Annotated in this window: 16 protein-coding genes; 7 read left to right on the top strand and 9 right to left on the bottom strand. The window is 71.3% G+C overall.

Annotated features, from left to right (window positions below):
• Window positions 1-45 precede the first annotated feature (45 nt).
• Both N8J89_RS05825 and N8J89_RS05830 read right to left on the bottom strand, forming a co-directional pair.
• Window positions 46-717, bottom strand: a complete 672-nt coding sequence (locus N8J89_RS05825) for an anti-sigma factor family protein (RefSeq protein WP_283663322.1) — start codon at window positions 715-717, stop codon at window positions 46-48.
• The gene (locus N8J89_RS05830; protein ID WP_283663323.1) at window positions 714-1,262 is read right to left on the bottom strand and encodes a sigma-70 family RNA polymerase sigma factor; all 549 of its coding nucleotides are present in this window, start codon (window positions 1,260-1,262) and stop codon (window positions 714-716) included. The genes N8J89_RS05825 and N8J89_RS05830 overlap by 4 nt, the downstream gene beginning before the upstream one ends.
• Window positions 1,263-1,490: 228 nt before the next feature.
• On the opposite strand from N8J89_RS05830, the gene N8J89_RS05835 reads away from it, so the two are divergent.
• Window positions 1,491-2,426 (top strand): hypothetical protein, encoded by a 936-nt coding sequence (locus N8J89_RS05835; protein ID WP_283663324.1) that lies wholly within the window; start codon window positions 1,491-1,493, stop codon window positions 2,424-2,426.
• A 55-nt stretch (window positions 2,427-2,481) separates the two neighbouring features.
• On the opposite strand, the gene N8J89_RS05840 is transcribed toward N8J89_RS05835, so the two are convergent.
• On the bottom strand, window positions 2,482-3,342 hold the full coding sequence (locus N8J89_RS05840) for an aldo/keto reductase (protein WP_283663325.1): 861 nt from the start codon (window positions 3,340-3,342) through the stop codon (window positions 2,482-2,484).
• A gap of 105 nt (window positions 3,343-3,447) precedes the next feature.
• On the opposite strand from N8J89_RS05840, the gene N8J89_RS05845 reads away from it, so the two are divergent.
• Window positions 3,448-4,341 carry a LysR family transcriptional regulator gene (locus tag N8J89_RS05845; protein ID WP_283663326.1) on the top strand — a complete coding sequence of 298 codons (894 nt, stop codon included), beginning with the start codon at window positions 3,448-3,450 and terminating at the stop codon, window positions 4,339-4,341.
• Window positions 4,342-4,574: 233 nt separating this feature from the next.
• Here the strand turns inward: N8J89_RS05845 and N8J89_RS05850 are convergent, their stop codons facing one another.
• The 4 genes from N8J89_RS05850 to N8J89_RS05865 all read right to left on the bottom strand — a co-directional run bounded on the left by N8J89_RS05850 (window position 4,575) and on the right by N8J89_RS05865 (window position 11,960).
• Window positions 4,575-5,666, bottom strand: coding sequence for a glycoside hydrolase family 5 protein (locus N8J89_RS05850; protein ID WP_283663327.1), 1,092 nt, complete (start codon window positions 5,664-5,666; stop codon window positions 4,575-4,577).
• A 190-nt stretch (window positions 5,667-5,856) separates the two neighbouring features.
• Window positions 5,857-7,890 carry an NPCBM/NEW2 domain-containing protein gene (locus N8J89_RS05855; RefSeq protein ID WP_283663328.1) on the bottom strand — a complete coding sequence of 678 codons (2,034 nt, stop codon included), beginning with the start codon at window positions 7,888-7,890 and terminating at the stop codon, window positions 5,857-5,859.
• A 317-nt stretch (window positions 7,891-8,207) separates the two neighbouring features.
• Window positions 8,208-10,592 (bottom strand): cation-translocating P-type ATPase, encoded by a 2,385-nt coding sequence (locus tag N8J89_RS05860; protein WP_283663329.1) that lies wholly within the window; start codon window positions 10,590-10,592, stop codon window positions 8,208-8,210.
• A gap of 84 nt (window positions 10,593-10,676) precedes the next feature.
• Window positions 10,677-11,960 (bottom strand): hypothetical protein, encoded by a 1,284-nt coding sequence (locus N8J89_RS05865; protein ID WP_283663330.1) that lies wholly within the window; start codon window positions 11,958-11,960, stop codon window positions 10,677-10,679.
• A gap of 99 nt (window positions 11,961-12,059) precedes the next feature.
• On the opposite strand from N8J89_RS05865, the gene N8J89_RS05870 reads away from it, so the two are divergent.
• From N8J89_RS05870 to N8J89_RS05880, 3 genes are all read left to right on the top strand, one after another.
• Window positions 12,060-13,337: an MFS transporter gene (locus N8J89_RS05870; RefSeq protein ID WP_283663331.1), complete on the top strand. Its 1,278-nt coding sequence runs from the start codon at window positions 12,060-12,062 to the stop codon at window positions 13,335-13,337.
• Between the two features lie 10 nt (window positions 13,338-13,347).
• A complete protein-coding gene (locus N8J89_RS05875) occupies window positions 13,348-14,640 on the top strand; it encodes a cytochrome P450 (protein ID WP_283663332.1) in 1,293 nt (430 codons plus the stop codon).
• A gap of 183 nt (window positions 14,641-14,823) precedes the next feature.
• On the top strand, window positions 14,824-15,765 hold the full coding sequence (locus N8J89_RS05880) for a ribose-phosphate diphosphokinase (RefSeq protein ID WP_283663333.1): 942 nt from the start codon (window positions 14,824-14,826) through the stop codon (window positions 15,763-15,765).
• Here the strand turns inward: N8J89_RS05880 and N8J89_RS05885 are convergent.
• Complete coding sequence (locus N8J89_RS05885; RefSeq protein WP_283663334.1) at window positions 15,762-16,550, bottom strand: serine hydrolase; 789 nt, start codon at window positions 16,548-16,550, stop codon at window positions 15,762-15,764. The genes N8J89_RS05880 and N8J89_RS05885 overlap by 4 nt on opposite strands.
• Window positions 16,551-16,703: 153 nt before the next feature.
• Here N8J89_RS05885 and N8J89_RS05890 point away from each other — a divergent pair, with 153 nt between their 5' ends.
• Both N8J89_RS05890 and N8J89_RS05895 read left to right on the top strand, forming a co-directional pair.
• On the top strand, window positions 16,704-17,390 hold the full coding sequence (locus N8J89_RS05890) for a response regulator transcription factor (RefSeq protein ID WP_283663335.1): 687 nt from the start codon (window positions 16,704-16,706) through the stop codon (window positions 17,388-17,390).
• Complete coding sequence (locus N8J89_RS05895; RefSeq protein ID WP_283663336.1) at window positions 17,387-19,252, top strand: sensor histidine kinase; 1,866 nt, start codon at window positions 17,387-17,389, stop codon at window positions 19,250-19,252. Before N8J89_RS05890 ends, N8J89_RS05895 begins: the two co-directional genes overlap by 4 nt.
• Here the strand turns inward: N8J89_RS05895 and N8J89_RS05900 are convergent.
• Entirely contained in the window at window positions 19,191-22,748 is a 3,558-nt protein-coding gene (locus N8J89_RS05900; protein WP_283663337.1) for an nSTAND1 domain-containing NTPase, read from the bottom strand. The two genes, N8J89_RS05895 and N8J89_RS05900, sit on opposite strands and share 62 nt — an antisense overlap.
• Between the last annotated feature and the right edge of the window lie 31 nt (window positions 22,749-22,779).

The following is a 22,779-nucleotide window of genomic DNA, read 5'->3' on the forward strand; positions in this document are numbered from 1 at the left end:
AAGGGGGCGGACCCAGACGGGTTCGCCCCCTTCTCGTTGACCCACTCAGGCAGGCACGCTGACCAGCACCTTCTTGTCCAGCGTGCGCACCTCGAACTTGGCGATGTCGCCCGGCTTCATCGCCGCGCCGCCGCGCATCATCAGCGGCTGCGGCCAGCCGGGCACGCCGTAGCCCCAGGAGGGCACCAGCCAGCTGTTCACGGTGGCCTCCTGCCCGTTCTTGCCCACCGCGATCAGCTCGCACTTCTCCGGGCCGCGCACGCCCTTGAGCGAGAGCACCACGTCCGAGCCCCAGCCCTTCTCCTGCACGGTCAGCTCGATGTTGGCGCCGGTCGGTCCGGAACCGGTCAGCTTGGGCACCCCGTCCGGGAAGGCGACCACGTTCGGGTCGGTCGCGGTCAGCGCCGCGGTCACGATCGGACCGGCGATGATCGCGATGGTCGCGACGGCCGCGGCCACCCAGGTGACGATCCGGCGCCTGCGGCGGCGCGCGGCCACCTCGTCCAGCAGCCTGGGCATCTCCACCGCGACCGGCGCGGGGGCCGAGGGCGGTTCGCGCAGCTCGTCGAGCAGGTCGGGCAGCGCGGACAGCGACTTCAGCTCCGCCTGGCAGAGCTCGCAGCCGAGCAGGTGGGCCTCGAACGCCTCGGCCTCGTGCGCGTCCAGCACGCCGAGGACGTAGGCGCCCACGTCCGTGTGGTCGATCGGCGGCGTCATGGCGTGACTCCCTGTTCTTCCAAGGTCCGGCGCAGTGCCCGCAGCGCGTAGAACACCCGCGACTTCACTGTGCCAGGCGGAACGCCCAGCACGGCGGCGGCCTCGGTCACCGAGCGGTCCCGGAGGTAGGTCTGCTCGACCGCCTCCCGGTGCTCGGCGCTGAGGCTGTCCAGCGCTGTTTTGATCACGATGCGGGAGAGCGCCTCGTCGGTGCGCGCGGGCTCCGGCAGCACCTCCAGGGGCGCCGGATCCACCTCCTGCGGCCGGATTCCCTTGCTGCGGCGGGCATCGATGACGATCCGGCGGGCCACGGTGAACAACCAGGCGCGCAACAGGTCCGGATCGCGGTCCAGCTTCTCCGCGTGCCGCCAGGCCCGCAGCAGCGTCTCCTGCACCACGTCCTCGGCCCAGTACTTGTCGTTGCCGGTGAGGCGCATCGCGTGCCGCATCAGCACCTGGCCGTACTGGCGGTACAGCAGCGCGATGAGCTGGCGCTCCGCTTCGTCCTTGCGCTTCTCCGGCTTGCCGAAGCGCCGTACGTTCACCGCGCTGCCTTTCGTCGGCGACTCATCTGGCCTCGCTCCTTCGCGCTGCTCACAGGGCGTCCTTCCCGTGGGATACGAGGAGTCCGCGGTTCCGGTTCAGGAAGCTGGGTTGTTCTAGGACATTCGGCCGTTTCTGCCGTCGAGCTGAACCCGCGCGGCCGATGGGCTCGTATTCCACGGCGTCCGCCTGCTGGGCGGGACACCGAGGACTTCGTGGAGGGATGAGCCGTGCAGACTCGACGCGTGCGCACCATGATCATGGCAGTTTCCGCTGTGTCCGCCGTGCTGCTGGCCGGCGCGTGTGGGTCCGGAGTGGACGGTGCCGCACCCCAGCTCCAGCCGCCGGCGCCGACGCCGCAGCCCACCAGCAGCCAGGCCCCGGCGCCGGCCACGCTGAACGTCTCGACCATGGCGCAGCTGGGCGAGGTCGTCACCGACGGCAACGGGAGGACCCTGTACCGCTTCGACAAGGACACCGCCAAGCCGCCGAAGTCCAACTGCGCGGACAAGTGCCTCGAGGCCTGGCCCCCGGCGCTGGTCGAGGGGCAGCCTACGGTGCAGGGCGTGGACTCCGCGCTGGTGGGGTCGCTCAAGCGGGCCGACGGCACCGAGCAGCTGACCCTGGCCGGCTGGCCGCTCTACACCTTCGCCAAGGACACCGCGCCGGGTGAGGCGAAGGGCCAGGGCGTGCAGGGCACCTGGTTCGCGGCCACCCCGGAGGGCAAGAAGGCCAAGGCGAGCAGCGGCGGCGGCCAGAACGCCGCGGCCACGCTCAACGCGGTGGCCTCCAGCGAGCTGGGCAACATCGTCACCGACGTCAACGGCCTGACCCTGTACCGCTTCGACAAGGACACCGCCAAGCCGTCCAAGTCCAACTGCGCGGGCAAGTGCCTGGAAGCCTGGCCGCCGGTGCTGGTCAACGGCAACGTCACCGTGCAGGGCGTGGACTCCGCGCTGGTCGGCTCGGTCAAGCGGCCCGACGGCTCCGAGCAGGTGACCCTCGGCGGCTGGCCGCTGTACCGCTTCACCCAGGACGCCAAGGCCGGTGACACCAAGGGCCAGGCCGTGCAGGGCACCTGGTTCGTCGCGGCCCCCGACGGCAAGAAGGCCAAGAACGCGGCCGGTGGCAGCGCCAAGGGCGGCGGCGCGACCGGCGGCTACTGAGCCACCGGGACGGCCGCCCGTGTCCACTGTGGACACGGGCGGCGGCGTGCGCGGGCTAGATCCGGTCCAGGTGCGCGATCTCCTCCGCGCTGAGCTCCAGGTGCACCGCGGCGACCGAGTCCAGCACCGAGGCGGTCCGGCTGGCGCCCGGGATCGGGATGACCACCTCGGACTTGGCCAGCATCCAGGCCAGGCAGACCTGCTGCGGGCTCACCCCGCGGCCGTCGGCGACCTCGGCGAAGGCGGCGAACCCGCTGCCCAGCTCGGCCGCCTTGGCGATGCCGCCCAGCGGGCTCCAGGGCAGGAACGCGATGCCCAGCTCGGCGCACAGCGCCAGCTCCGGCTCGCTGGAGCGGAAGGCGGGGGAGTACTGGTTCTGCACCGAGACCAGCCTGCCGCCGAGGATCTCGTTGGCCTGCCGGATCTCGGCCGGGTTGAAGTTGGACACCCCGGCGTAGCGGATCTTCCCGGCGTCCAGCAGGTCGCGCAGCGCGCTCACCGAGTCACCGATCGGCACCCTCGGGTCCGGCCGGTGGAACTGGTAGAGGCCGATCACGTCCACGCCGAGCCGCTTCAGCGAGGCATCGCAGGCCTGCTTCAGGTAGCCGGGGTCGCCGTTGAGGCCCCAGGCCCCCTGCTCGTCGCGGGTGTGCCCGCCCTTGGTGGCCACCAGCACCGCGCTGGTGTCACCTGGGTAGGCGGCCAGCACCTCGGCCACGAAGCGCTCGTTGTCCCCGAAGTCGGCGCTGCTGGTGCAGTAGGCGTCCGCGGTGTCGATGAGCGTGACCCCGGCCTCCAGCGCGGCGTGCACGGTGGTCAGCGACGCCTGCCGGTCCTTGCCGAACTCCGATGACATGGGCATCGCGCCCAGGCCGATCGCGCTCACCTCGACGTCGCCGATGCGGCGAGTCCTCATACTTGCTCCTGTCCTCAGCTGTGGGCGTTTCTCCAGCTTGCGGTGTGGTCTCGGTTGAGTCCAACAGCAGAACCTGCTGGCACTCATCGGCTAACGTGCACAGTCGTGGAGCTTCGGCACCTGGAGTACTTCGTCGCGGTAGCGGAAGAACGGCACTTCACACGAGCCGCCGAGCGGGTGCGGGTCGCGCAGTCCGGTCTCTCCGCCTCGATCAAAGCACTGGAACGCGAACTCGGCGCGCCGTTGTTCGTGCGCAGCACCCGACGGGTGGAACTCACCGAGGCGGGACGCGCGCTGCTGGTGGAGGCCAGGCGCACACTGGTCAGCGTGGCCGCGGCCAAGGACGCGGTGGCCGCGGTGCAGGGCGTGCTGCGCGGCACCCTGTCGGTGGGCATGGTGCAGTGCCTCGGCGTGATCGACGCCCCCGCGCTGCTGGCCCGCTTCCACGCCGCGCACCCCGGCGTCGAGGTCCGGCTGACCCAGTCCGGCGGCGCCAAGCTCATCGAAGGGGTGAAAGCGGGCCGGCTGGACCTGGCCCTGGTCGACCAGCCCCGCCCGGCCCCCGACGGCGTCAGCCTGGCCCACCTGGCCACCGAGCCGATGCTGCTGGTCTGCGGCCGCGAGCACCGCTTCGCCCGGCGGGACCGGGTGGAGTGGGCGGAGCTGACCGATGAGGTGTTCGTGGACTTCCAGAGCGACTGGGGCGCCCGCCAGCTCACCGACCGGGTCTTCGCCGCCCAGGGCATGACCCGCAGGGTGGCCCTGGAGCTCAACGACGTGCACAGCCTGCTGGAGCTGGTCGGGCACGGCCTCGGCGTCGCGGTGGTGCCCCGGCCGATGGCCTACAAGAAGGGCTTCCCGGTCTGCATCGCCGAGCTCAACCCGGCCGCGCCGAACTGGGAGGCCAGCATCGCGCTGCGCTCCGGCGAACACGTCAGCCCCTCCGCCCAGGCCTTCCTCCGCCTGGTCCTCGGCAGCGACACGCTCCCGGTCACCTGACCAACCCCCCGGAGTGTTGGCCGTTGTGGACGCCGTGTTGGCCGATCTCGTACGCCTCGTTGGCCGTTGTGGGCGGTGCCGGCACCTACGAGCCGAAAGCCGGTGTCCCACAACGGCAAACGCACCGTCCACAACGGCCAACGCACCGTACGAGATCGGCCAACACGCGGTAAAGGGCCCGGGGGACCGTCTGGTGTGGACGGTCCCCCGGGCTTTTCCTGTGGAGGTTCGCCTCAGAACTCGTCCGGGGTGCGCATGCGCTCCCGGATCCAGGCGCCGGCCGGCTTCAGCACGCCGGTGCCGCTGAAGTTGTTGCCGGCACAGGTGCCCGGCTTGAAGACCGCGCCGGAGCGGTTGTCGTCGGAGAAGTTCCAGTTGGTCCAGCTGATCTTCTTCTGCTTCATGAAGTCGAGGTACTTCTGCGACCAGGTGAAGTCGTTGCCGCCGTCACCGGTGGCGGTCTGGGTGCCGAACTCGGTCACGAACAGCGGCAGCTTGGCGGCCGCGCGGGTGAACGCGTCCAGGTACTGCTGCTTGTGCGAGGCCGCGTAGAAGTGGAACGTGTACATGATGTTCGGGATCTTGATCTGGTTGTTGATGATGTCCTGCTCGTTGCGGCCGTCGGAGATCCCGAGCGAGCCCCAGCCGTGCGTGCCGACCAGGATCAGGCTGTCCGGGTCCTCCGCGCGGATGGTCGGCATGACGGCCTCGGCGTAGGTCTTGATCTTCGCCCAGGACACCCCGTTGGGCTCGTTGGCGATGTCGTAGATGATGTTGGTCTTGTCCTTGTGCCGCTGGGCGATCTCCTTGAAGAAGGTCTTGGCCCGCGCGGTGTTGTGGTTCGGGTCGCCAGGGTTGAGCTGGTGCCAGTCGATCAGCGCGTAGAGGCCGCGCTTGGTGGCCTCCTCGATGTACCCGTGCACCATGTCGGTGAACTTCCGGGGGTTGGTCTCATAACCACCCTCCTGGATGTACATCGCGATGCGCAGCACGTCGCCGCCCCAGTCCTTGGCCAGCGCGTCCAGCGAAGCGGTCTTCAGACACTGGCTGTACCACTGGATGCCGTGCGTGCTCATGCCGCGCAGCTGGATCGGCTTGCCGTTCTTGTTGCACAGTTGCAGGCCACAGACCTTGAGCTGGCCGTTGATCGCCGCGGGGGTGCCGGGTGGCAGGGCGGCCGGCCCCAGCGGTGCGGTGGCGGCGTTCGCCACCGCCGGTTCGGGGGTAGGAGAGCCCTGTGCGCTGGTGGCAAGCACACCGGTTGTGGCCAGTGCGGCGGCGGCGATGACGCCGAGTGCACGCCTGACTACCTTGAGCCGTCCCATCGTTTGCGCTCCTCTCGTCCGGAGCCCCAGGGCAGGGTGGGGCCGCCGAGCTGTGCGAGTTTGCGGCGGTGCGTGGCGGCGGTTGGTTCACAACATTGTTAGGTTAGTTTCCTAACAGTGGGACGGATGTTAGTGACCCCGCTCACCGGCCGTCAAGGGTTGATGGTCGGCAAGCGGGGTCCGATTTGTCTTACTCGCAGCTCAGCCGGACATCGGCCCAGTCGGCGTGGTCGTTGCTCTGCCCGTCACCGGCGTCGGTGACCACCAGCCGGAGCAGGGTGGCGCCGGAGACGTTGGCCTGCAACGGTTCTGCCGGGTCTGCCGCGGTCAGCACGCCGCTGTCGGCGACCTTGGCCGCGTCCGCGTAGACCTGGAAGACCACCGAGCCGGCGTTCTTCTCGTCGTCCACGCCGACCTGCGCGGAGACCGTCGAGCAGCGGCCGCCCAGGTGGTACTCCACCGTGCTCGGCGCGTGCACGCCGAGACCCTTGGCGAAGACCACCCCGTTGATGGTGATCGGCCTGCCGTCGCCTGCCTTGCTCTCGCCGTTGCTGGTGTTGACCTCCACCGGCCCGAACCCGTTGGCCGAGCGCAGCCACCTGGTCTCCGACAGCTGCACGGTGCCGCTCGGCGCGGGCTCGGGCACCAGCAGGTCGAAGGTCTGGGTCCGGGTCACCGGCCGGTGCCCGTGGTAGGTGACGGTGCTGGTCACCGGGTAGCTGCCGGGCTTGGTCCCGGCCGGTGCGGTGATCGCGAACCGGGTCTGCCAGGTCTGTTCCGGCCGCAGCACCGGGGTGCTCGTCCCTGACTCCGCCCGGACCGTCCAGCCCTCCGGCGCGGTGATCTTGGTGTTGGCGAACAGGGCGGGCAGCCTGCCCGCGTTGTGCACCGAGGCGGTCACCTTGGCCGGCTTGCCCGGGGTGACCACCGGCGCGGCGCCGGGGTAGAGCAGCTCCAGGTCGGTGTGGCTGTCCACCGCGGGCGGGTACAGCGGCCAGCCGCGGTCGGCGGAGACCCGGTAGATCGCGGTGCCGTGCGGCGGGACCGTGGCGGCGATGGTGCCGGCGGTGTGCGCGTCCTGCCCGGTCCACAGGTCGCGGATCTTGTACCCGGCGGAGGTGGGCAGGCCGGCCTCGGCCGCGGTGGCGCTGATCCGGGCGGGCTGGTCGGTCTCGTTGAACAGCGCGACCGCGCGGTCGCCGTTGGCCAGCGGCTTGACGAAGACGTAGTGCCCGTTCGCCACCCGGATCGGCTTGCCCTGCCTGCCGAGCTTGTCCTGGTCGATCGCGATGATCTCCTTGTTGGTCAGGATCTCGAAGTGCTCCGGCGAGACCTTGCGCAGGTCCGCGCCGATCAGCAGCGGGGCGGCCATGATCGACCAGAGCGCGAACTGGGACCGGTACTCGGTGGTGGTCTGCCTGCCGTTGCCCACCTCCAGCATGTCCGGGTCGTTCCAGTGCCCCGGCCCGGCGTGGTCGGCCAGCACCATGTTGCGTTTCAACAGGTCCACGGTCTTGGCCCAGGTGTCGTTGATGTCGCCGGTGGTCCGCCACAGGTGGCCGACGTCCTTGGCCCACTCCCAGGGCTTGTTCTGGCCCCACTCGCAGATGGAGAACACGATCGGCCTGCCGGTGGCCTTGAGCGCGTCCCGCATCGCGGTGTAGCGCAGTTTCGCGTCCACGCCCTGGTTGTTGCAGTTGTCATATTTGAGGTAGTCCACGCCCCAGGAGGCGAACAGCGCCGCGTCCTGCCGCTCGTGGCCGAGGCCGCCGGGGAAGCCGCCGGCCTTGTTGCAGGTCTTGGTGCCCGCGCTGGTGTAGATGCCGAACTTCAGGCCCTTGCCGTGCACGTAGTCGGCCAGCCACTTGATGCCGCGCGGGAAGCGCACCGGGTCGGGCACCAGGTTGCCGTCCGCGGCGCGCTCCGGCAGCGCCCAGCAGTCGTCGATGTTGACGTAGGAATAGCCCGCCGCCCTGAGGCCGCGGTCGACGAAGATGTCCGCCATATCGGTGATCATCTTCTCGTTGAACTCGGCCCGGCAGTGCGTGGTGTTCCAGTTGTTGAAGCCCATCGGCGGGGTCAGCGCGAGCCCGTCGTCGATGGTGGTGGCCGGGGGTTCGGGGGCGGCGGCGGCCCGCGGCGCGGTGGCCGCCACCCCGCCGCTCAGGGCCACGGCGAACGCGGTGGCCAGCGCGGCGCACCGCCGTCCGGTCAGCGAAGTCATCCGGTCTCCTCGGGTCGGCGTGGCGGTCAACCGGTCAGAAATCAACGGAAACAGACACAAGCACGCACAGTGCAACGAGGGCGGACCGAGCTGTCAATACGGCATGGCCCAGGTTGGTCAACATGGAGTAGCGTCCGGATGACAACGTATTCATCCGGGGCGCTTCTTGACGAACCGCAGGTCCAAGGCTTACTGTCTGATCAGTCAGTCAGAATGAGCTCCCTGGATGGCTACCGCCGATCCAGGGTAGGGGTGAACGCACCGAGTGGCGGCTCGGTGCGTTCACCCTGTTTCTTTTTGTTGTACTTTCGGCCAGGTCAGGCGGCCTCGGCCAGGCGCTCCTTCTCCTGGCGCAGCCAGCCGTCCAGCCACCAGCTCAGCTCGATCAGCAGCATGCCGACCCCGGCCACCAGGAAGGCCAGCAGCAGGGTGGGCGAGTGGTTCGGGTCGATCTTGAAGAACTCCTGGCCGAACGGGATGAGGGTGGCGAAGGCGAAGCCGCCGGCCATCACCAGCAGCAGCGCGACCTTCCACCAGGCGTACGGGCGGGCGATCACCGCGAGCACCCAGAAGGCCACCAGGAACAGCGTCACCACCGCGGCCGTGCTCTGCTGGTCCTGGGTCGCGGTCGAGTCGTTGAGCGCGAGCAGGTAGCTGGTGAAGGTGGCCACCGCGGCGATCGCGCCGGCCGGCACGGCCAGCCGCATCACCCTGGCCACGAAGCCGCTGCGGGCGCGTTCGGTGTTGGGCGCCAAGGCCAGGAAGAAGGCCGGGATGCCGATGGTGAAGGCGTTCAACAGGGTGGAATGCCTGGGGTAGAACGGGTACGGCACCTGGGCGATGATCACCAGCACCGCCAGCAGCACCGAGTACACCGTCTTGGTGAGGAACAGGTTGGCCACCCGCTCGATGTTGCCGATCACCCGGCGGCCCTCGGCCACCACGTACGGCAGGGTGGCGAACTTGTTGTCCAGCAACACGATCTGCGCCACCGCCCGGGTGGCCGGGCTGCCCGCGCCCATGGCCACGCCGATGTCGGCGTCCTTGAGCGCGAGCACGTCGTTCACGCCGTCGCCGGTCATCGCCACGGTGTGCCCGCGGGACTGGAGCGCGCCGACCATGTCCCGCTTCTGCGCCGGGGTGACCCGGCCGAAGACCACGCCGTCGTTCACCGGCCCGGCCAGGTTCTCCTTGCCCTCCGGCAGGGTGCGCGCGTCCACCGGCCGGTCCGCGCCGGGCAGGGACAGTGAGGCGGCCACCGCGCCGACGGAGAGCGCGTTGTCGCCGGAGATCACCTTCACCGCGACGTCCTGCGCGGCGAAGAAGTCCAGTGTGTCCTTGGCGTCCGGGCGGACCTTCTGCTCCAGCACCACCAGCGCCACCGGGGTGACCACGCCGGGCGCGGCGCCGTCGTCCACCGCACAGCTCGCCCGGCCCAGCAGCAGCACCCGCAGGCCCTGCGAGCCGGTCTGCTCGGCCTCGGCGCGCACCGGGGAGTCGTTGTCCAGCAACACGTCCGGCGCGCCGAGCACCCAGTCGCCGTCGCCGTGGAAGCTGGCCCCGCTCCACTTGCGGGCCGAGGAGAACGGCGCGATCGCGCTGACCGTCCAGTCCGCGCCGCCGGGGTGCGCCTCGGCGATGGCCTGCAGGCTGGCGTTCGGTCGTGGGTCCACTGTGGACAGTGCGGCCAGCGCGGTGCCGATCTCGGCGGTGGCGTGGCCGTCCAGCGGCCGGACCTCGGCCAGTCGCATGCCGTTCTCGGTCAGCGTGCCGGTCTTGTCCGCGCACACCACGTTCACCCGGGCCAGGCCCTCGATCGCGGGCAGCTCCTGCACCAGGCACTGCCGCCGCCCGAGCCGGACCACCCCCACGGCGAAGGCGATGCTGGTCAGCAGCACCAGGCCCTCGGGCACCATGGGCACCAGCGCGGCCACCATGCGGCGGATCGCGTCCGGCACGTCCTTGTTGTCAGCGAGCTGGCTGTAGATGGTGAGCGCGCCGATCGGCACGATCATCCAGGTGATGATGCGCAGGATCTTGTCGATGCCGGAGCGCAGCTCGGAGGAGACCAGGGTGAACTTGCTGGCCTCCTCGGCCAGCCGGGCCGCGTACGCCTGCCGCCCGACCTTGGTGGCCTGGTAGGCCCCGGTGCCGGCGACCACGAAGCTGCCCGACATCACCTCGTCGCCCGGCTGCTTGACCACCGGGTCGGACTCGCCGGTGAGCAGCGACTCGTCGACCTCCATGGCCTCGGCGGCGAGCACCTGGCCGTCCACCACGATCTTGTCGCCGGGCCCGATCTCGATCACGTCGTCCAGCACGACCTCGTGCGGGGAGACCTCCACCGCCTGCCCGTCGCGGCGCACCGTCGGCTTGGCCTCGCCGACGATGGCCAGCCGCTCCAGGGTGCGCTTGGCGCGCACCTCCTGCACGATGCCGATCAGCGTGTTGATCACGATGATGACGCCGAAGAGGCCGTCCTGGATCGGCCCGATGACCAGGATGATCGCGAAGAGCACCCCGATGATCGCGTTGAACCGGGTGAACACGTTGGCCCGGATGATCTCGCCGACACTGCGGCTGGCCCTGGCCGGCACGTCGTTGGACTGGCCGGCCGCGACGCGCTGCCGTACCTGCTCTGCGGTCAGGCCACGGGCGGGGTCAACCCCGGCGAGCGCGACCGGTTCTTCCGTCGTCGACACTGCGCGAGGGTACGCGCCGGAGGTGGCCGGGAAGTGGACCGCGCGCAGGTCCACTCCGGCGGGCTACCTGGGGGAGTAACAGAGCTAGCTCCGCTGGGTGACCTGGGCGAGCTTGGTCCATCCTTCGGGGGACTGCGGCCCGTCGACCTCCAGCAGCCGGAGGTAGCACTCCCTGGCCAGCAGCACCTTCTGCAGCTCCTCCAGGATCTCCTCGAAGAACTGCTCCCGGTAGCCGGCGTCGTTGACCGCGTAGACCGCGAAGTACAGCGCGGAGAAGGCGGCCATCACGATGGAGACCTGGATCAGCTCGTTGCTGACCCCCTCGATCGGGATCGGGATGGTGAAGAAGGTGCCCTCGGTGAGCGGATGGCCCACCCAGGCCTCGGCCACCGAGTCCTTGATCGCGATCGCGCCGAAGGTGACGAAGAACAGGAACACCAGCAGGCCGAGCAGGGCGATCTGCAGGCCCTGGCTGACGAAGGCGATGAGCAGCACGTTGAGCCGCTCGCCCAGCTTCATCGGGTGCCGGTCGAAGTTCAGGTCCTCATCCGGCAGCTGCTCGGCCAGCCTGCCCAGCTCGGTGCCCGCGCAGGCCGCGCGCACCGAGTCCGGGGTGATCTCCACCCGCAGCTTCTTCAGCTCCTCGGGCAGCCGCACGCACAGGAACAGCGCGATGATCACGATGAAGAACCAGGCGATGCCCCACAGCCGGGGCCGGTCCAGGTTGCCGGACATCTGCCAGTTCTCGGTGTTGATGAACAGGAAGGTGACCAGGAGCAGCAGCAGCGGCACCGCCCTGGTGACCAGCCTGCCCAGGTTGCCCAGGTGCGGCACCAGGTGCCAGCAGGCCCAGTGCACCAGCGAGCCGATGCCCGCCCTGGTGAAGGCGTAGACCACCAGGATCAGCGCGGCGCCGATGACCAGGTCCTCCCGCGCGCCGGCCAGGTTCCAGCTGGTCAGCACCTCCAGCAGCGGGGGCAGCAGCAGGGTGGTCACGGCGCCGGTGATGCCCGCGGTGCGGCTGCGCAGGTAGCGGCGGCCGGTGCGCAGCCAGAGGAACAGCAGCGCGAAGCCGACCGCTGTGACAGTGGCCACACCCAATCCGGTGAGCGAGTAGGCGTCGGACTCGGCCATCAACGCGTCCGCCTGAGCGTTGGGCAGGTGGCGGTAGGGCGGGCTCCAGCGCCAGGCCACGGTCACCGCGGTGTAGCCGAGCACGCCGCCCAGGAAGAACATCAGCGCTGGAAGGGACCGGGCGAGCACCGGGTGCTTGCGCATGTTCCGGACCACAAAAGGCATGCCCTCGCGCAGGAACCAGCGCTCGACTTCCTTGATCGGCAGGGCGTTCCGCTGCTTCTCACTCGCCACCCGGCTGAGGCTATCCGCGTCCGCTCGATCGGGTGCGGTCGGTCGAGCCGGGTGGGAACCCAGCGGTCAAAAATGAGACATCGGTGTATCGTTTGATGCGTGGACGTCCAATCGGACCAGGGGGCCGCGCGCCCCTCCCGGGTACCTGTCTGGGGCCTGCTCGGCTCGACGGCGCTGTCCGTCACCGGTAACGCGATCGTGGGTGTCGCGATGCCGATCCTGGTGTTGCAGCGCACGGGTAGCGCCGTGCTCGCGGGTGTGGTCGCGGCCGCGGCCGCCGCTCCGCTGGTGCTGTCCGCGCTCTTCGGCGGGGCGCTGGTGGACCGGTTCGGGCGGCGGCGCTCCAGCGTGGCCGCCGACCTGCTCAGCGCCGCCGCGGTGGCCGCGCTGCCGCTGCTGGACATGACCGTGGGCCTTGGCATCCCGGTGATCCTGGCGCTGGTCGCGCTCGGCGCGGTCTTCGACGGCCCCGGCATGGCCGCGCGCGAGTCGCTGCGGCCGGATGTGGCGGCCCGCGCGAAGCTACCCCTCGAGAAGATCAACTCCTGGGGTGAGGCGGTGGACGGGATCGGCGGCGTGGCCGGTCCAGGACTCGCCGGTGTGCTGATCGCGGTGATCGGGCCGATGAACACCTTGTGGGCCACCGTGATCATGTTCTTCCTGGCCTCGCTGCTCACCTTCGCCGTGGTGCCCTCCACCGAGGTCAGGGGCGCGGACCGGCCGCCTGCCGAGCCGTACTGGCAGTCGGTGTGGCAGGGCCTGAAGTTCGTCTGGACCGAGGGCGCGCTGCGCGCCACCGCGCTCACCGGCATGCTGATCGTGCTGTTCCTGGCCCCGATCACCTCGGTGATCATGCCCGCGATGATGTTCCAGGCCGGGCGGCCCGAGCAGACCGGTTTTGTGCTCGCGCTCTTCGCCGTCGGCGGCATCATCGGCGCCATCGGCTACGGCGTGATCGCCAGGTGGGCCTCCCGCCGCGCCTCGCTGCTGGGCGCGCTGCTGCTGACCTCGGTGGCCTTCTGCGGTTTCGCGCTGAGCACCGAGTTCGGCTGGCTGCTCACCCTGGCGCTGATCACCGGTGTGGTCTCCGGCCCGATCAACCCGGTCACCGCGGTGGTCATGCAGGAGCGCACGCCGGAGCACATGCGCGGCCGGGTGATCGGCACGGTCGCCTCGCTGTCCCTGGCGGCCAGCCCGCTGGGCGCGGTGGTCGCCGGTCCCATCGTCGAATTCTCCGGTCCCGCAACGGCTTTCGTCATCATCGGCGCCGGCTGCCTGCTGGCCACCGCCTACGCCGCCCTCACCCCGGGGCTGCGCCGGATCGAACCTTCGCAGGCGCCGTTCGCTCCGGCGCCGGAGAAGGCGAACACTCGATGAGAGGACACCGATGAACAACCTGGGCCCCGCCGCCTCCCTTCGGCTCGGCTCGCAGATCCAGGCTGCCAAGGCCGCGAACTGGCTGCTCGGCGGACTCGGCGATCTGCTCGTGCAGGTGGAGCACCCGAAATGGCGGGACGACCCGTATCCGCTCTACGAACGGATGCGGGAGAAGGGCCCGCTCTACCGCGGGCTCAGCGGCACCTGGGCCACCACCTCCTTCGCCCTGTGCAACCAGGTGCTGCGGGACCGCCGCTTCGGCATGAAGAACGCCGACGGCACCGCGCCGCTGGGCGGTGCGATGGCCGTGGTGTCGCAGAACTACCCGGAAAGCTTCCTGGACATGGACCCGCCGGACCACACCCGGCTGCGCAGGCTGGCCGCGCCCGCGTTCAACCCGCGCCGGGTCGACGGCTACCGGCCGAGGGTGCAGCAGATCGTGGACTCGCTGCTGGACGAGGTGGAGCAGCAGGAGAGCTTCGACCTGGTCCGCGACCTGGCCGCGCCACTGCCGATCACGGTGATCAGCGACCTGCTGGGCATCCCGGAGCCGGACCGGGCCGCCTTCGCCGAGTACGGCGCGATGATCGGCGAGGGCCTCAGCGGCGTGCACTCCATCCGCCAGGCCAAGGATCTGATCGAGGTCGGCGCGGACCTGGTATCGCTGTTCGACCGACTGTTGCATGAGCGTGCAAAGGAACCCGGCGACGACGTGATCAGCAGCCTCGCGGGCGCGGTCGGTGAGGAGAAGATGACCGCGCACGAGCTGCACGGCTGCGCGCTGCTGCTGCTGGTGGCCGGGTTCGAGACCACGGTGAACCTGATCGGCAACGGCGTGCGCGCGCTGCTGGCGCACCCCGAGCAGTGGGCTCAGCTGCGCGCCAAGCCGGAGCTGGCCGCCTCCACGGTGGAGGAGGTGCTGCGCTACGACCCGCCGGTGCAGGCCTCCATGCGGGTCGCGCACACCGACGTCGAGCTCGCGGGCGAGACCATCAAGGCCGGTCAGCTCGTCGGCGTGCTGCTGGCCGCGGGCAACCGCGACCCCGAGGTCTACGAGGAGCCGGCCAAGTTCGACATCACCCGCGGCACCGGACCGGAGCACCTGGCCTTCTCCAGCGGCATCCACTACTGCCTCGGCGCGCGGCTGGCCCGGATCGAGGGCGAGCTGGTCTTCCGCACCCTGGCCGAGCGGATGCCGTTGCTGCGGCAGGCCGGTCCGCTGGAACGGCGGGAGACCAACTCCATCCGGGGACTGCGCAAGTTCCCGGTGGCCGCGAACTTCCCCGCGCAGCGCTGTCAGTGACTGCCCAGCGCTGCCAGTGACTGCCTGAACCGGCCCGTGTCGCCCCGCTCCGCCCGGCGGGTCGCCACGGGCCGGTCGGCTACCCGGTCGTGAGCGTGTCCCCGGCCACCTTCACCAGGGGTTTTGCCCGATCGCGCACTAGCATGCGGGGCGTCACGAGTTGTCGTCTGAGGGAGCAGGTTCGTGCGGGACATCGCGGTCTTCAGTGGCAGTGCGCACCCCGAGCTGGCCGCGGAGATCTGCGCCCAGCTGGAAGTGCCGCTGCGGCCGGTGCGGACCCAGCGCTTCGCCAACGACTGCATCGAGGTGCAGTTGCAGGCCAACTGCCGGCAGCGGGACGTGTTCCTGATCCAGCCACTGGTGACGCCGGTGCAGGAGAACCTGGTCGAGCTGCTGCTGATGCTGGACGCGGCGCGCGGGGCCTCGGCGGCGCGCACCACCGTGGTGATGCCGCACTACGCCTACGCGCGCTCGGACAAGAAGGACGCGCCGCGGATCTCCATCGGCGGGCGGCTGGTGGCCGACCTGCTGGTGGCCGCGGGGGCCAACCGGGTGCTGGCGATGACGCTGCACTCGCCGCAGGTGCACGGGTTCTTCAGCGTGCCGGTGGACCACCTGCACGCGCTGCGCGAGCTGGCCGGGCACTTCCGGCAGCACGACCTGGGCAACACCACCGTGGTCTCGCCGGACCTGGGCAACGCCAAGGAAGCCTCGCACTTCGCCCGGCTGCTCGGTGTGCCGGTGGCCGCGGGGGCCAAGCAGCGCTTCGCCGACGACAAGGTGACCATCAGCTCGGTGATCGGCGAGGTGGCCGGGCGGGACATCATCGTGCTGGACGACGAGATCGCCAAGGGCAGTACCGTACTGGAGCTGCTGGACCGGCTGCGCGAGCTGGGCGCGCGCACCATCAGGGTGGCCTGCACGCACGGGCTGTTCTCCTCGGGCGCGCTCAAGCGGATCGGCGACCAGCCGGACGTGCTGGAGATCGTGTGCACCAACACGGTGCCGATTCCGGCCGGTGAGCGGGTGCCCAAGCTGAAGGTCCTCTCCATCGCGCCCGCGCTGGCCGAGGCGATGCGGCGCATCCACAACGGCGAGTCGGTCAGCGCGCTGTTCGACGCCTAGACCGGGAACAGCTGCTCGGCTACCTGGCGGCAGACCGAGGCGCCGTGCGCCTGGCCGAGCTTGGCCGGGTAGCTGACCAGCACGGCGAGCACCTTGTCCTCCCACACCGCGAGGCAGTTCACCGCCCAGTTGTTCGTGGCCCCGTGCTCGGTCCAGCCGTTCTTGATCGCGAGCGGCTTGCCGGCCAGGCCGCGGGCCTCGGCGATGCCGAAGGCGTTGCTGCGGTCCACGGTGCGCATCTCCTCGCGCAGCCACTTCGTCCACTGTGGACTGAGCTGGCGGCCGTCGAAGAGGCACTGGCCCATCCTGGTCGCGTCATCGGCGGTCATCCTGGTCTTGGACCACCAGCCGGTCTTGATCGTGGTGCCGGTCAGGCCGCAGGTGCGGATCAGCCGCTGGATCACCTGGTCCGAGCCGCGCTGGCGGTAGAGCCGTTGCGCGGCCTGGTCGTCGGAGACGTGGATCATGCGGTGCAGGCTGGTCAGGTCGGCCGGGCTGGGCTTGGCCTGGCCGAGGCCGTTGAGGAAGTCGAAGGCGATCCAGGCCTTGATCATCGACTCCACCGTGTTGGCGAAGCGGTCCTGGTTGGCCGAGCCGCGCACCGCACCGGTCTTGGTCTCCCGCAGCGACCAGGAGTACTCGCCAGGGGTGTCCACCCTGACCTCGGGGCTGACCACGTGCGGCTGGGCGCCGAACCCGGCCACGCCTGGTTCCGGCGCTCGCTGGCAGCCGGCGACGGCCACGGTGAGCAGGACGAACAGGGCGGCTGTCCACTTGCGACTCATGACCGCGAAGCTAGGAACGGCGTGATGAAGAACTGACGAAGAAGCCGTGCGGGGGCGGTGCGATCAGACGCGGGCGGGTGATTTCACGGCAACCGCGGCCGCCCTTCACCATTTCTTCACGGCGCCGGGCGGGGCGGCTGCGACACTGGGCCGGTGAGCGCGCGCATCCTCCTCGCCGAGGACGACCAGAAGCAGGCGCACCTGATCCGCGTCTACCTGGAACGCGCCGGGCACAGCGTGCTCGCCTGCGCGGACGGGCGGACCGCGCTGGAACTGGCCCGCTCCAGGCGGCCGGACCTGATCGTGCTGGACGTGATGATGCCCGAGGTGGACGGCCTGGACGTGTGCCGCATCCTGCGCGCGGAGTCCAAGGTGCCGATCCTGATGCTCACCGCCCGCTCCACCGAGTCGGACCTGCTGCTGGGGCTGGACCTGGGCGCGGACGACTACATGGTCAAGCCGTTCAGCCCGGCCGAGCTGACCGCGAGGGTGCGCGCGCTGCTGCGCCGCGCCGCCGACCGGACCGCGCCGGAGCTGATCACGGTGGGGGAGCTGGAGATCGACCCGACCCGGTACACCGTGCGGCTGCGCGGCGAGCTGGTGGAACTGACCGCCAAGGAGTTCGACATCCTGCACGCGCTGGCCCAGCAGCCGGGGGTGCCGCTGACCCGCGCCCAGATCCTGGAGCGCGCCTTCGGTTTTGACAACCACGTGCTGGAGCGCACGGTGGACGCGCACGTGAAGAACCTGCGCCGCAAGGTGGAGGACGATCCGGCCCGGCCGCGCTACCTGCTCACGGTGAGCGGGCGCGGGTACAAGCTGGCCGAGGACGCCGGATGAGTCCGCGCTGGCACGGCAGCCTGCGGTTCCGGCTGCTGATGCTCACCGCGGTGGTCGCGGTGCTGTCCGCGGGGCTGACCGCCTGGCTGACCGTGTACCAGGCCAGCCAGCAGGTGTCCTCCGAGGCGGCCGCCGAGCAGGCGGTGTCCAAGTCCATTGTGGACGAGCTGGTCGGCTACGGCGCGGTGCGCGGCAAGTGGGACGGCGTCGCGGGCACCGTGCGCGCGCTCAGGGACCGCACCGGGCAACGGATCCGGCTGACCACCATGGCCGGTCAGGTGGTGGTGGACAGCGACACCCTGGACGGCGGCCCCGCGCGGCCGCTGGGCAACCGGACGCCGTTGCTGATCGACCCGGTGCCCACTCCGGTCCCGCCGCCGGAGGCCTTCTCCGGCTCGATCTCGCTGCCCACCCTCACGACCTTCAGGACCGTGCCCCCGGCCAGCACCCAGTCCATCCCGTTCACCACCGGGACGACCTCGGCACAGGGCTACACCACCGCCCCGACGCAGACCTGGCTGTCCCGCTTGCTCAACTACCGCAAGGACGTCGAGCTCGCGAGCTGCCTGATCGACAAGGGCTTCGCGGTGGAGCAGCAGGCGAAGCCGGACGGGATCCCGGTGGTGGACCTGATCGGGCCCGATCCGGATCAGGGCCGCAAGCAGGCGCTGGCGGAGTGCGCGGGCAAGTTCCGCGCCGCGGAGATGGTCAGGGCGGAGGGCGCGGCCTACGAGGCGTGCAAGGTCAATCCGGGTGGCAGCACCGAGCAGTGCGTGCTCAGCAGGTTCCGGAGCAAGGTCCAGGAGATCATGCCCGCGCCGCTGCTGCTGTCCATGGGCGCGGGCGAGCCGCTGTCCGCGCGGACCGTGCCGCTGCTGCCCGCGCTGCTGGCCGCGGCCGGGGTGGCGCTGGTGGCGATCCTGGGCATGTGGCTGGTCAGCCGCCGGGTGCTGCGGCCGGTGGGCGCGCTGATGACCGCCTCCACCCGGCTCGGCGCCGGTGACCTGGCCGAGCGGGTGCCGGTGCGCGGCCACGACGAGATCGCCGACCTGGCCGGGGCGTTCAACCGGATGGCGGACTCCTTGCAGCGCAGCGAGGAACGGCAGCGGCGGATGATCGCCGACATCGCGCACGAGCTGCGCACCCCGCTGGCCAACATCCGCGGCTACCTGGAGGCGCTCAAGGACGGCGTGCTGCCGCCGGATCCGGACCTGTTCGACTCGCTGCACGAGGAAGCCCTGTTGCAGCAGCGGCTGATCGAGGACATCCAGCTGCTCGCCCTCGCCGACGCCGGATCGCTGTCCTACCAGCACGAACCGGTGGACCTCGGCGAGGTGGTGGCGGCCACCCGCACCGGCTTCCAGGCGGTGGCCACCGCGGCCGGGGTCGACTTGGTGTCCACTGTGGACGATCCAGCGCCGGTGGTGACCGGGGATCCGAACCGGCTGCGGCAGGTGCTGGGCAACCTGGTGAGCAACGCGATCAGGGCCACCCCGGCCGGTGGTGTGGTCGAGCTGGCCGCGCGGGCCGAGGGCGGGATGGCGGTGCTCACCGTGACCGACACCGGGCGCGGCATCCGGGCGGCGGACCTGCCGCACGTGTTCGACCGGTTCTGGCGGGCCGACGACGCGCGCACGCGGGCCACCGGGGGGAGCGGGCTGGGGTTGTCCATCGCGCGGGAGATCGTGACCGCGCACGGGGGCGCGATCGCCGCGGAGAGTCCGGCGGTCGAGGGCGCTGGGGGCGCGGTCGGCGCGGCGGGCGGGAGTGGCTCCCGGTTCAGCGTGCGGCTGCCGCTGCTCACCGGCACGGCGGGCGGTACGGGTAGTCCGGGAACCGCGCCGACCACTCCTCCGCGGTGATCGGCGTCCCGGTCAGCGCGCACAGCCGGTTCACCGCGGCGTCCGGATCGGTGTCCCAGAACCGCAGGGTGTGCCCGCCCGTGGCCAGCGCGATCCGCCTGCCGCCGGTGTGGAAGACCGCGGTGACCGGGGCGTCCGGGCTGGTCAGTGGGGCGTGCAGTTGGGGGTTCGCCGGGTCGGCCAGGTCCCACAGCCGGGCGGTGCCCTCGCCGCCGGTGGTCACCAGGGTGCGGCCGTCCGGGCTGAACGTGGCGGTGTGCACCGGGCCGCGGTGACCGCTGATCACGGCCAGCGGCACCGGCCGCGCCGGCTCGCCGACCCGCCACAGTCGGGCGCTCTGGTCCAGGCTCGCGCCGGCCAGTAGCTGCCCGTCCGGGCTGAACGACACCCCGGTGACCGCCTCCCGGAAACCGGTGATCTTGGCTTGCTGGCGCGGGTTTCCCGGCTCGCCCAGGTCCCACAGCCGGATCGAGCGGTCGGTGTTGCCGGAGGCCAGGCGGCGGCTGTCCGGGCTGAAGGCCACCGCGTTCACGGTGCGGAAGTCATCGGCCAGGATGGCCAGCCGCTTCGGCGCGCGCGGGTCGGAGATGTTCCACAGCACCAGGTCCCCGGCGTCGTCGCCACTGGCCAGCAGGTTGCCGTCCGGGCTGAGCGCGACCCGGCCCACGGTCTCGCGATAACCGTCCATAGTGGACAGATGTGCCGGGTGGTCCGGATCTGCCAGGTCCCACAGCCGGACGGTCCGGTCCCTGGCCGCGGTGGCCAGGCGGCGGCCGTCGGCGCTGAACGCGGTGTGCTGCACCGCGTCGGTGTGCCCGGTCAGCGTGCCCAGCGGGAGCAGTCCGGACCAGTCGGTGCGCCACAGCCGGACCTCCGGCGCGCGCACCGCGGTGGTGGCCAGCAGGCTGCTCTCCTGGTGCGCGAACACCCCGTCGATCTCGTTGGGCCCGCCCGCCGGGTTGGCCAGCGGGTCGTGCCACAGGTAGGAGCGGCCGCCGCTGCTGGCGGAGGCGAGCAGTCGCCCGGCCCGGTCGAAGGCGATGGCGCGCACCCGGTTCGGCTGCCGCAGCCGCTGGATCTCCCGGCCGGAGACCAGGTCCAGCACCCGCAGCAGCCCGTCATTCGCGCCCAGCACCACCCGGTCGGCGTCCGGGCCGAAGGCCAGGCCGCGCACCAGCACGTCCGGCGCGGGCATGGTGCGCACCGCGCCACGCTCGGCCAGCCACAGCGCGTGCGTCTCGTCGGCGACCACCAGGCGGCGGCCGTCCTGGCTGTAGGTGATCGCGCTGACCGGCCCGCGCGCGGTCAGGATGTGGTGCGGCGCACCGGGGTTGGCCGGGTCGGCCAGTCGCCAGCCGAGCACCACGCCGTCCTGCCCCGCGGTGGCCAGGGTCGGGCCGTCCGGGCTGAAGGCCAGTCCGAACACCTCGCCGGTGTGCCCGGGAAGCACCGAGACCTGTTGCGGCGCAGCGGGATCGCGCAGGGACCAGAGCCGGGTCACCGCGTCCGCCGAGCCCGCGGTGGCCAGCAGTGTGCCGTCCGGGCTGAACTCCAGCTGGTTCACCTTGGTCCGCGGCAGCAGCGCGGCCAGCTGCCTGGCCCGCACCGGCGCCCCGACCTCCCACAGCGCCACCCCGCCCGCGCTGGAGAGCGCGAGCCAGCGCCCGTCCGGGCTGAACTCCAGGCCGGTGACCCGCCCGGTGTTGGGCAGCGTGCGCAGCGGCTCGCCGCGCCGCCCGTCGGTGGCGTCCCACAGCTGCACCACCCCGTCCTGGCTGCCGGTGGCCAGCAGCCCGCCGTCCGGCCGGAGCGCGACCACGTCCACCTGCTCGCCGCCGCCGTGCAGCCGGGTCGGGTAGGCAGTGGCGAAGGCGGAGAGCACCGCGCCGCGCGCCGCCGGGGTGCCCGCGAGCTGGTAGGCGGCCAGCCCGAGCTGCCCGGCCAATGAGGGGTCGCTGCCGAGCAGACCGGCGGCCTGCTCACCGACCTGGCGCGAGGTGGCCTCGTCCCGCGAGGTGAGCGCCTCCTGCCGCTGCACCAAGGCGATCCCGCCGGTCAGCGCCGCGATCAGCACGAACACGGTGAGCGCGGCGACCAGCGAGCGCAACCGCCGCACCCCGCGCTGCTCCTCGTGCCGCCCGGCCCGCAGGAACTCCCGCTCCAGCGGCGTGACCTCGGCCGGGTGGGCGGCCTCCCACGCGGTCGCGGTGGCCAGCGCGACGCCCCGGTAGGTCAGCGCGGGCACCCGGCCGGTGCTCACCCAGAGATCGGCGGCCTCGCTGATGTGCTGCCGGGCGCGCAGCGCGACCCGGTCGGTGTCGATCCACTCCCGCAGCCGCGGCCAGGCCCTGACCAGCGCCTCGTGCGTGATCTGGACCGCGTCCCGGTCGAGCACCAGCAGCCGGGCCGCGGCGAATGCCTCCATCGCGACCAGCGTCGGGTCCTGCCGGTCACCCGCGCTGAGCTGGGCCAGTGGCACCCGCCGCCGGGTGTCCTCGCCGTCGGCGCCCACCCGCACCAGCCGCAGCAGCAACCGCCGCGCCGCCTGCCGGGCGTCCTCGTCCAGCTGGGTGTAGACCTGCTCGGCCGCGGCCGCCACCGCGCCGCGGATCCCGCCGGTGGCCCGGTACCCGGCCACGGTGAGCCGGTCCTGCTCGCGGTGCTCCCAGGTGCCCAGCAGCGCGTAGGACAGCAGCGGCAGCGAGCCGGGTTCGTAGCCGCGGTCGCCCGCGCCGAGATCGCTGAGCAGCAGCTCGACCAGCCCCGGTTCCACGGTCAGCTTGGCCGCGGCGGCCGGACCGGTGATCGCCTCGGTGAGCTCGGCCCTGGACATCGCGCCGACCGCGAACTGGTTGTGCCGCACCACTTCCAGCAGCTCCGGCTGGGCGAGGCACTGCGGGAAGAAGTCGGCCCGCACCGCCAGCACCACCCCGTCAGCGCCCCGGCGACACACCTCCGCGATGAACTCCGACCGCTCCGCCGCCGACTCACAGAGGGTGAAGACCTCCTCGAACTGGTCCACCACCAGCGCCGACCCCGGCTCCGGCAGCCCACCGCCCGGCGTGACCACCTCCACCGCGCCCAGCCGGGGCGCCAGCCCAGCCCGCAGCAGCGAGGACTTCCCCGCCCCCGAGGCCCCGAACACCACAAGCGGCCTGCCCCGCCCGCGCGCCGCCCCGAAGGCCGCCACCAGCTCTGCGGTGAGCCGCTCCCGCCCGAAGAACCACCGCCGGTCCGCCGCCTCGAACGCGGCCAGCCCCCGGTACGGGCACACCGGCTCGGCCGCCGCGGCCGCCAGCTCGATGAGCACACCCCGCCCGTCGAGCACCTCGTCCAGCCGCCGCGCCAGGTCCGGCGTCGGCGGTTTGCGCTCGTGCTCCAGGTTGCTGAGGTAGCCCTTGCTGTAGTGCGTGCGCGCGGACAACGCGGCCAGCGACAACCCCCGCTCCCGCCGCAACCGCCGCAACCCAGCGGCGAAACCGGTGCCGCCGCCCATGTCATTCCCCCTGGTCAGAGCCTGTGTCCCG

The organism is Crossiella sp. CA-258035 (assembly GCF_030064675.1).
Taxonomy (GTDB): domain Bacteria; phylum Actinomycetota; class Actinomycetes; order Mycobacteriales; family Pseudonocardiaceae; genus Crossiella.

Coding starts and splice junctions, on each gene's coding strand:
- N8J89_RS05850 (WP_283663327.1), bottom strand. CDS start 5,666: ATGGGACGGCTCAAGGTAGTCAGGCGTGCACTCGGCGTCATCGCCGCC.
- N8J89_RS05900 (WP_283663337.1), bottom strand. CDS start 22,748: ATGGGCGGCGGCACCGGTTTCGCCGCTGGGTTGCGGCGGTTGCGGCGG.
- N8J89_RS05855 (WP_283663328.1), bottom strand. CDS start 7,890: ATGACTTCGCTGACCGGACGGCGGTGCGCCGCGCTGGCCACCGCGTTC.
- N8J89_RS05875 (WP_283663332.1), top strand. CDS start 13,348: ATGAACAACCTGGGCCCCGCCGCCTCCCTTCGGCTCGGCTCGCAGATC.
- N8J89_RS05885 (WP_283663334.1), bottom strand. CDS start 16,550: ATGAGTCGCAAGTGGACAGCCGCCCTGTTCGTCCTGCTCACCGTGGCC.
- N8J89_RS05825 (WP_283663322.1), bottom strand. CDS start 717: ATGACGCCGCCGATCGACCACACGGACGTGGGCGCCTACGTCCTCGGC.
- N8J89_RS05895 (WP_283663336.1), top strand. CDS start 17,387: ATGAGTCCGCGCTGGCACGGCAGCCTGCGGTTCCGGCTGCTGATGCTC.
- N8J89_RS05840 (WP_283663325.1), bottom strand. CDS start 3,342: ATGAGGACTCGCCGCATCGGCGACGTCGAGGTGAGCGCGATCGGCCTG.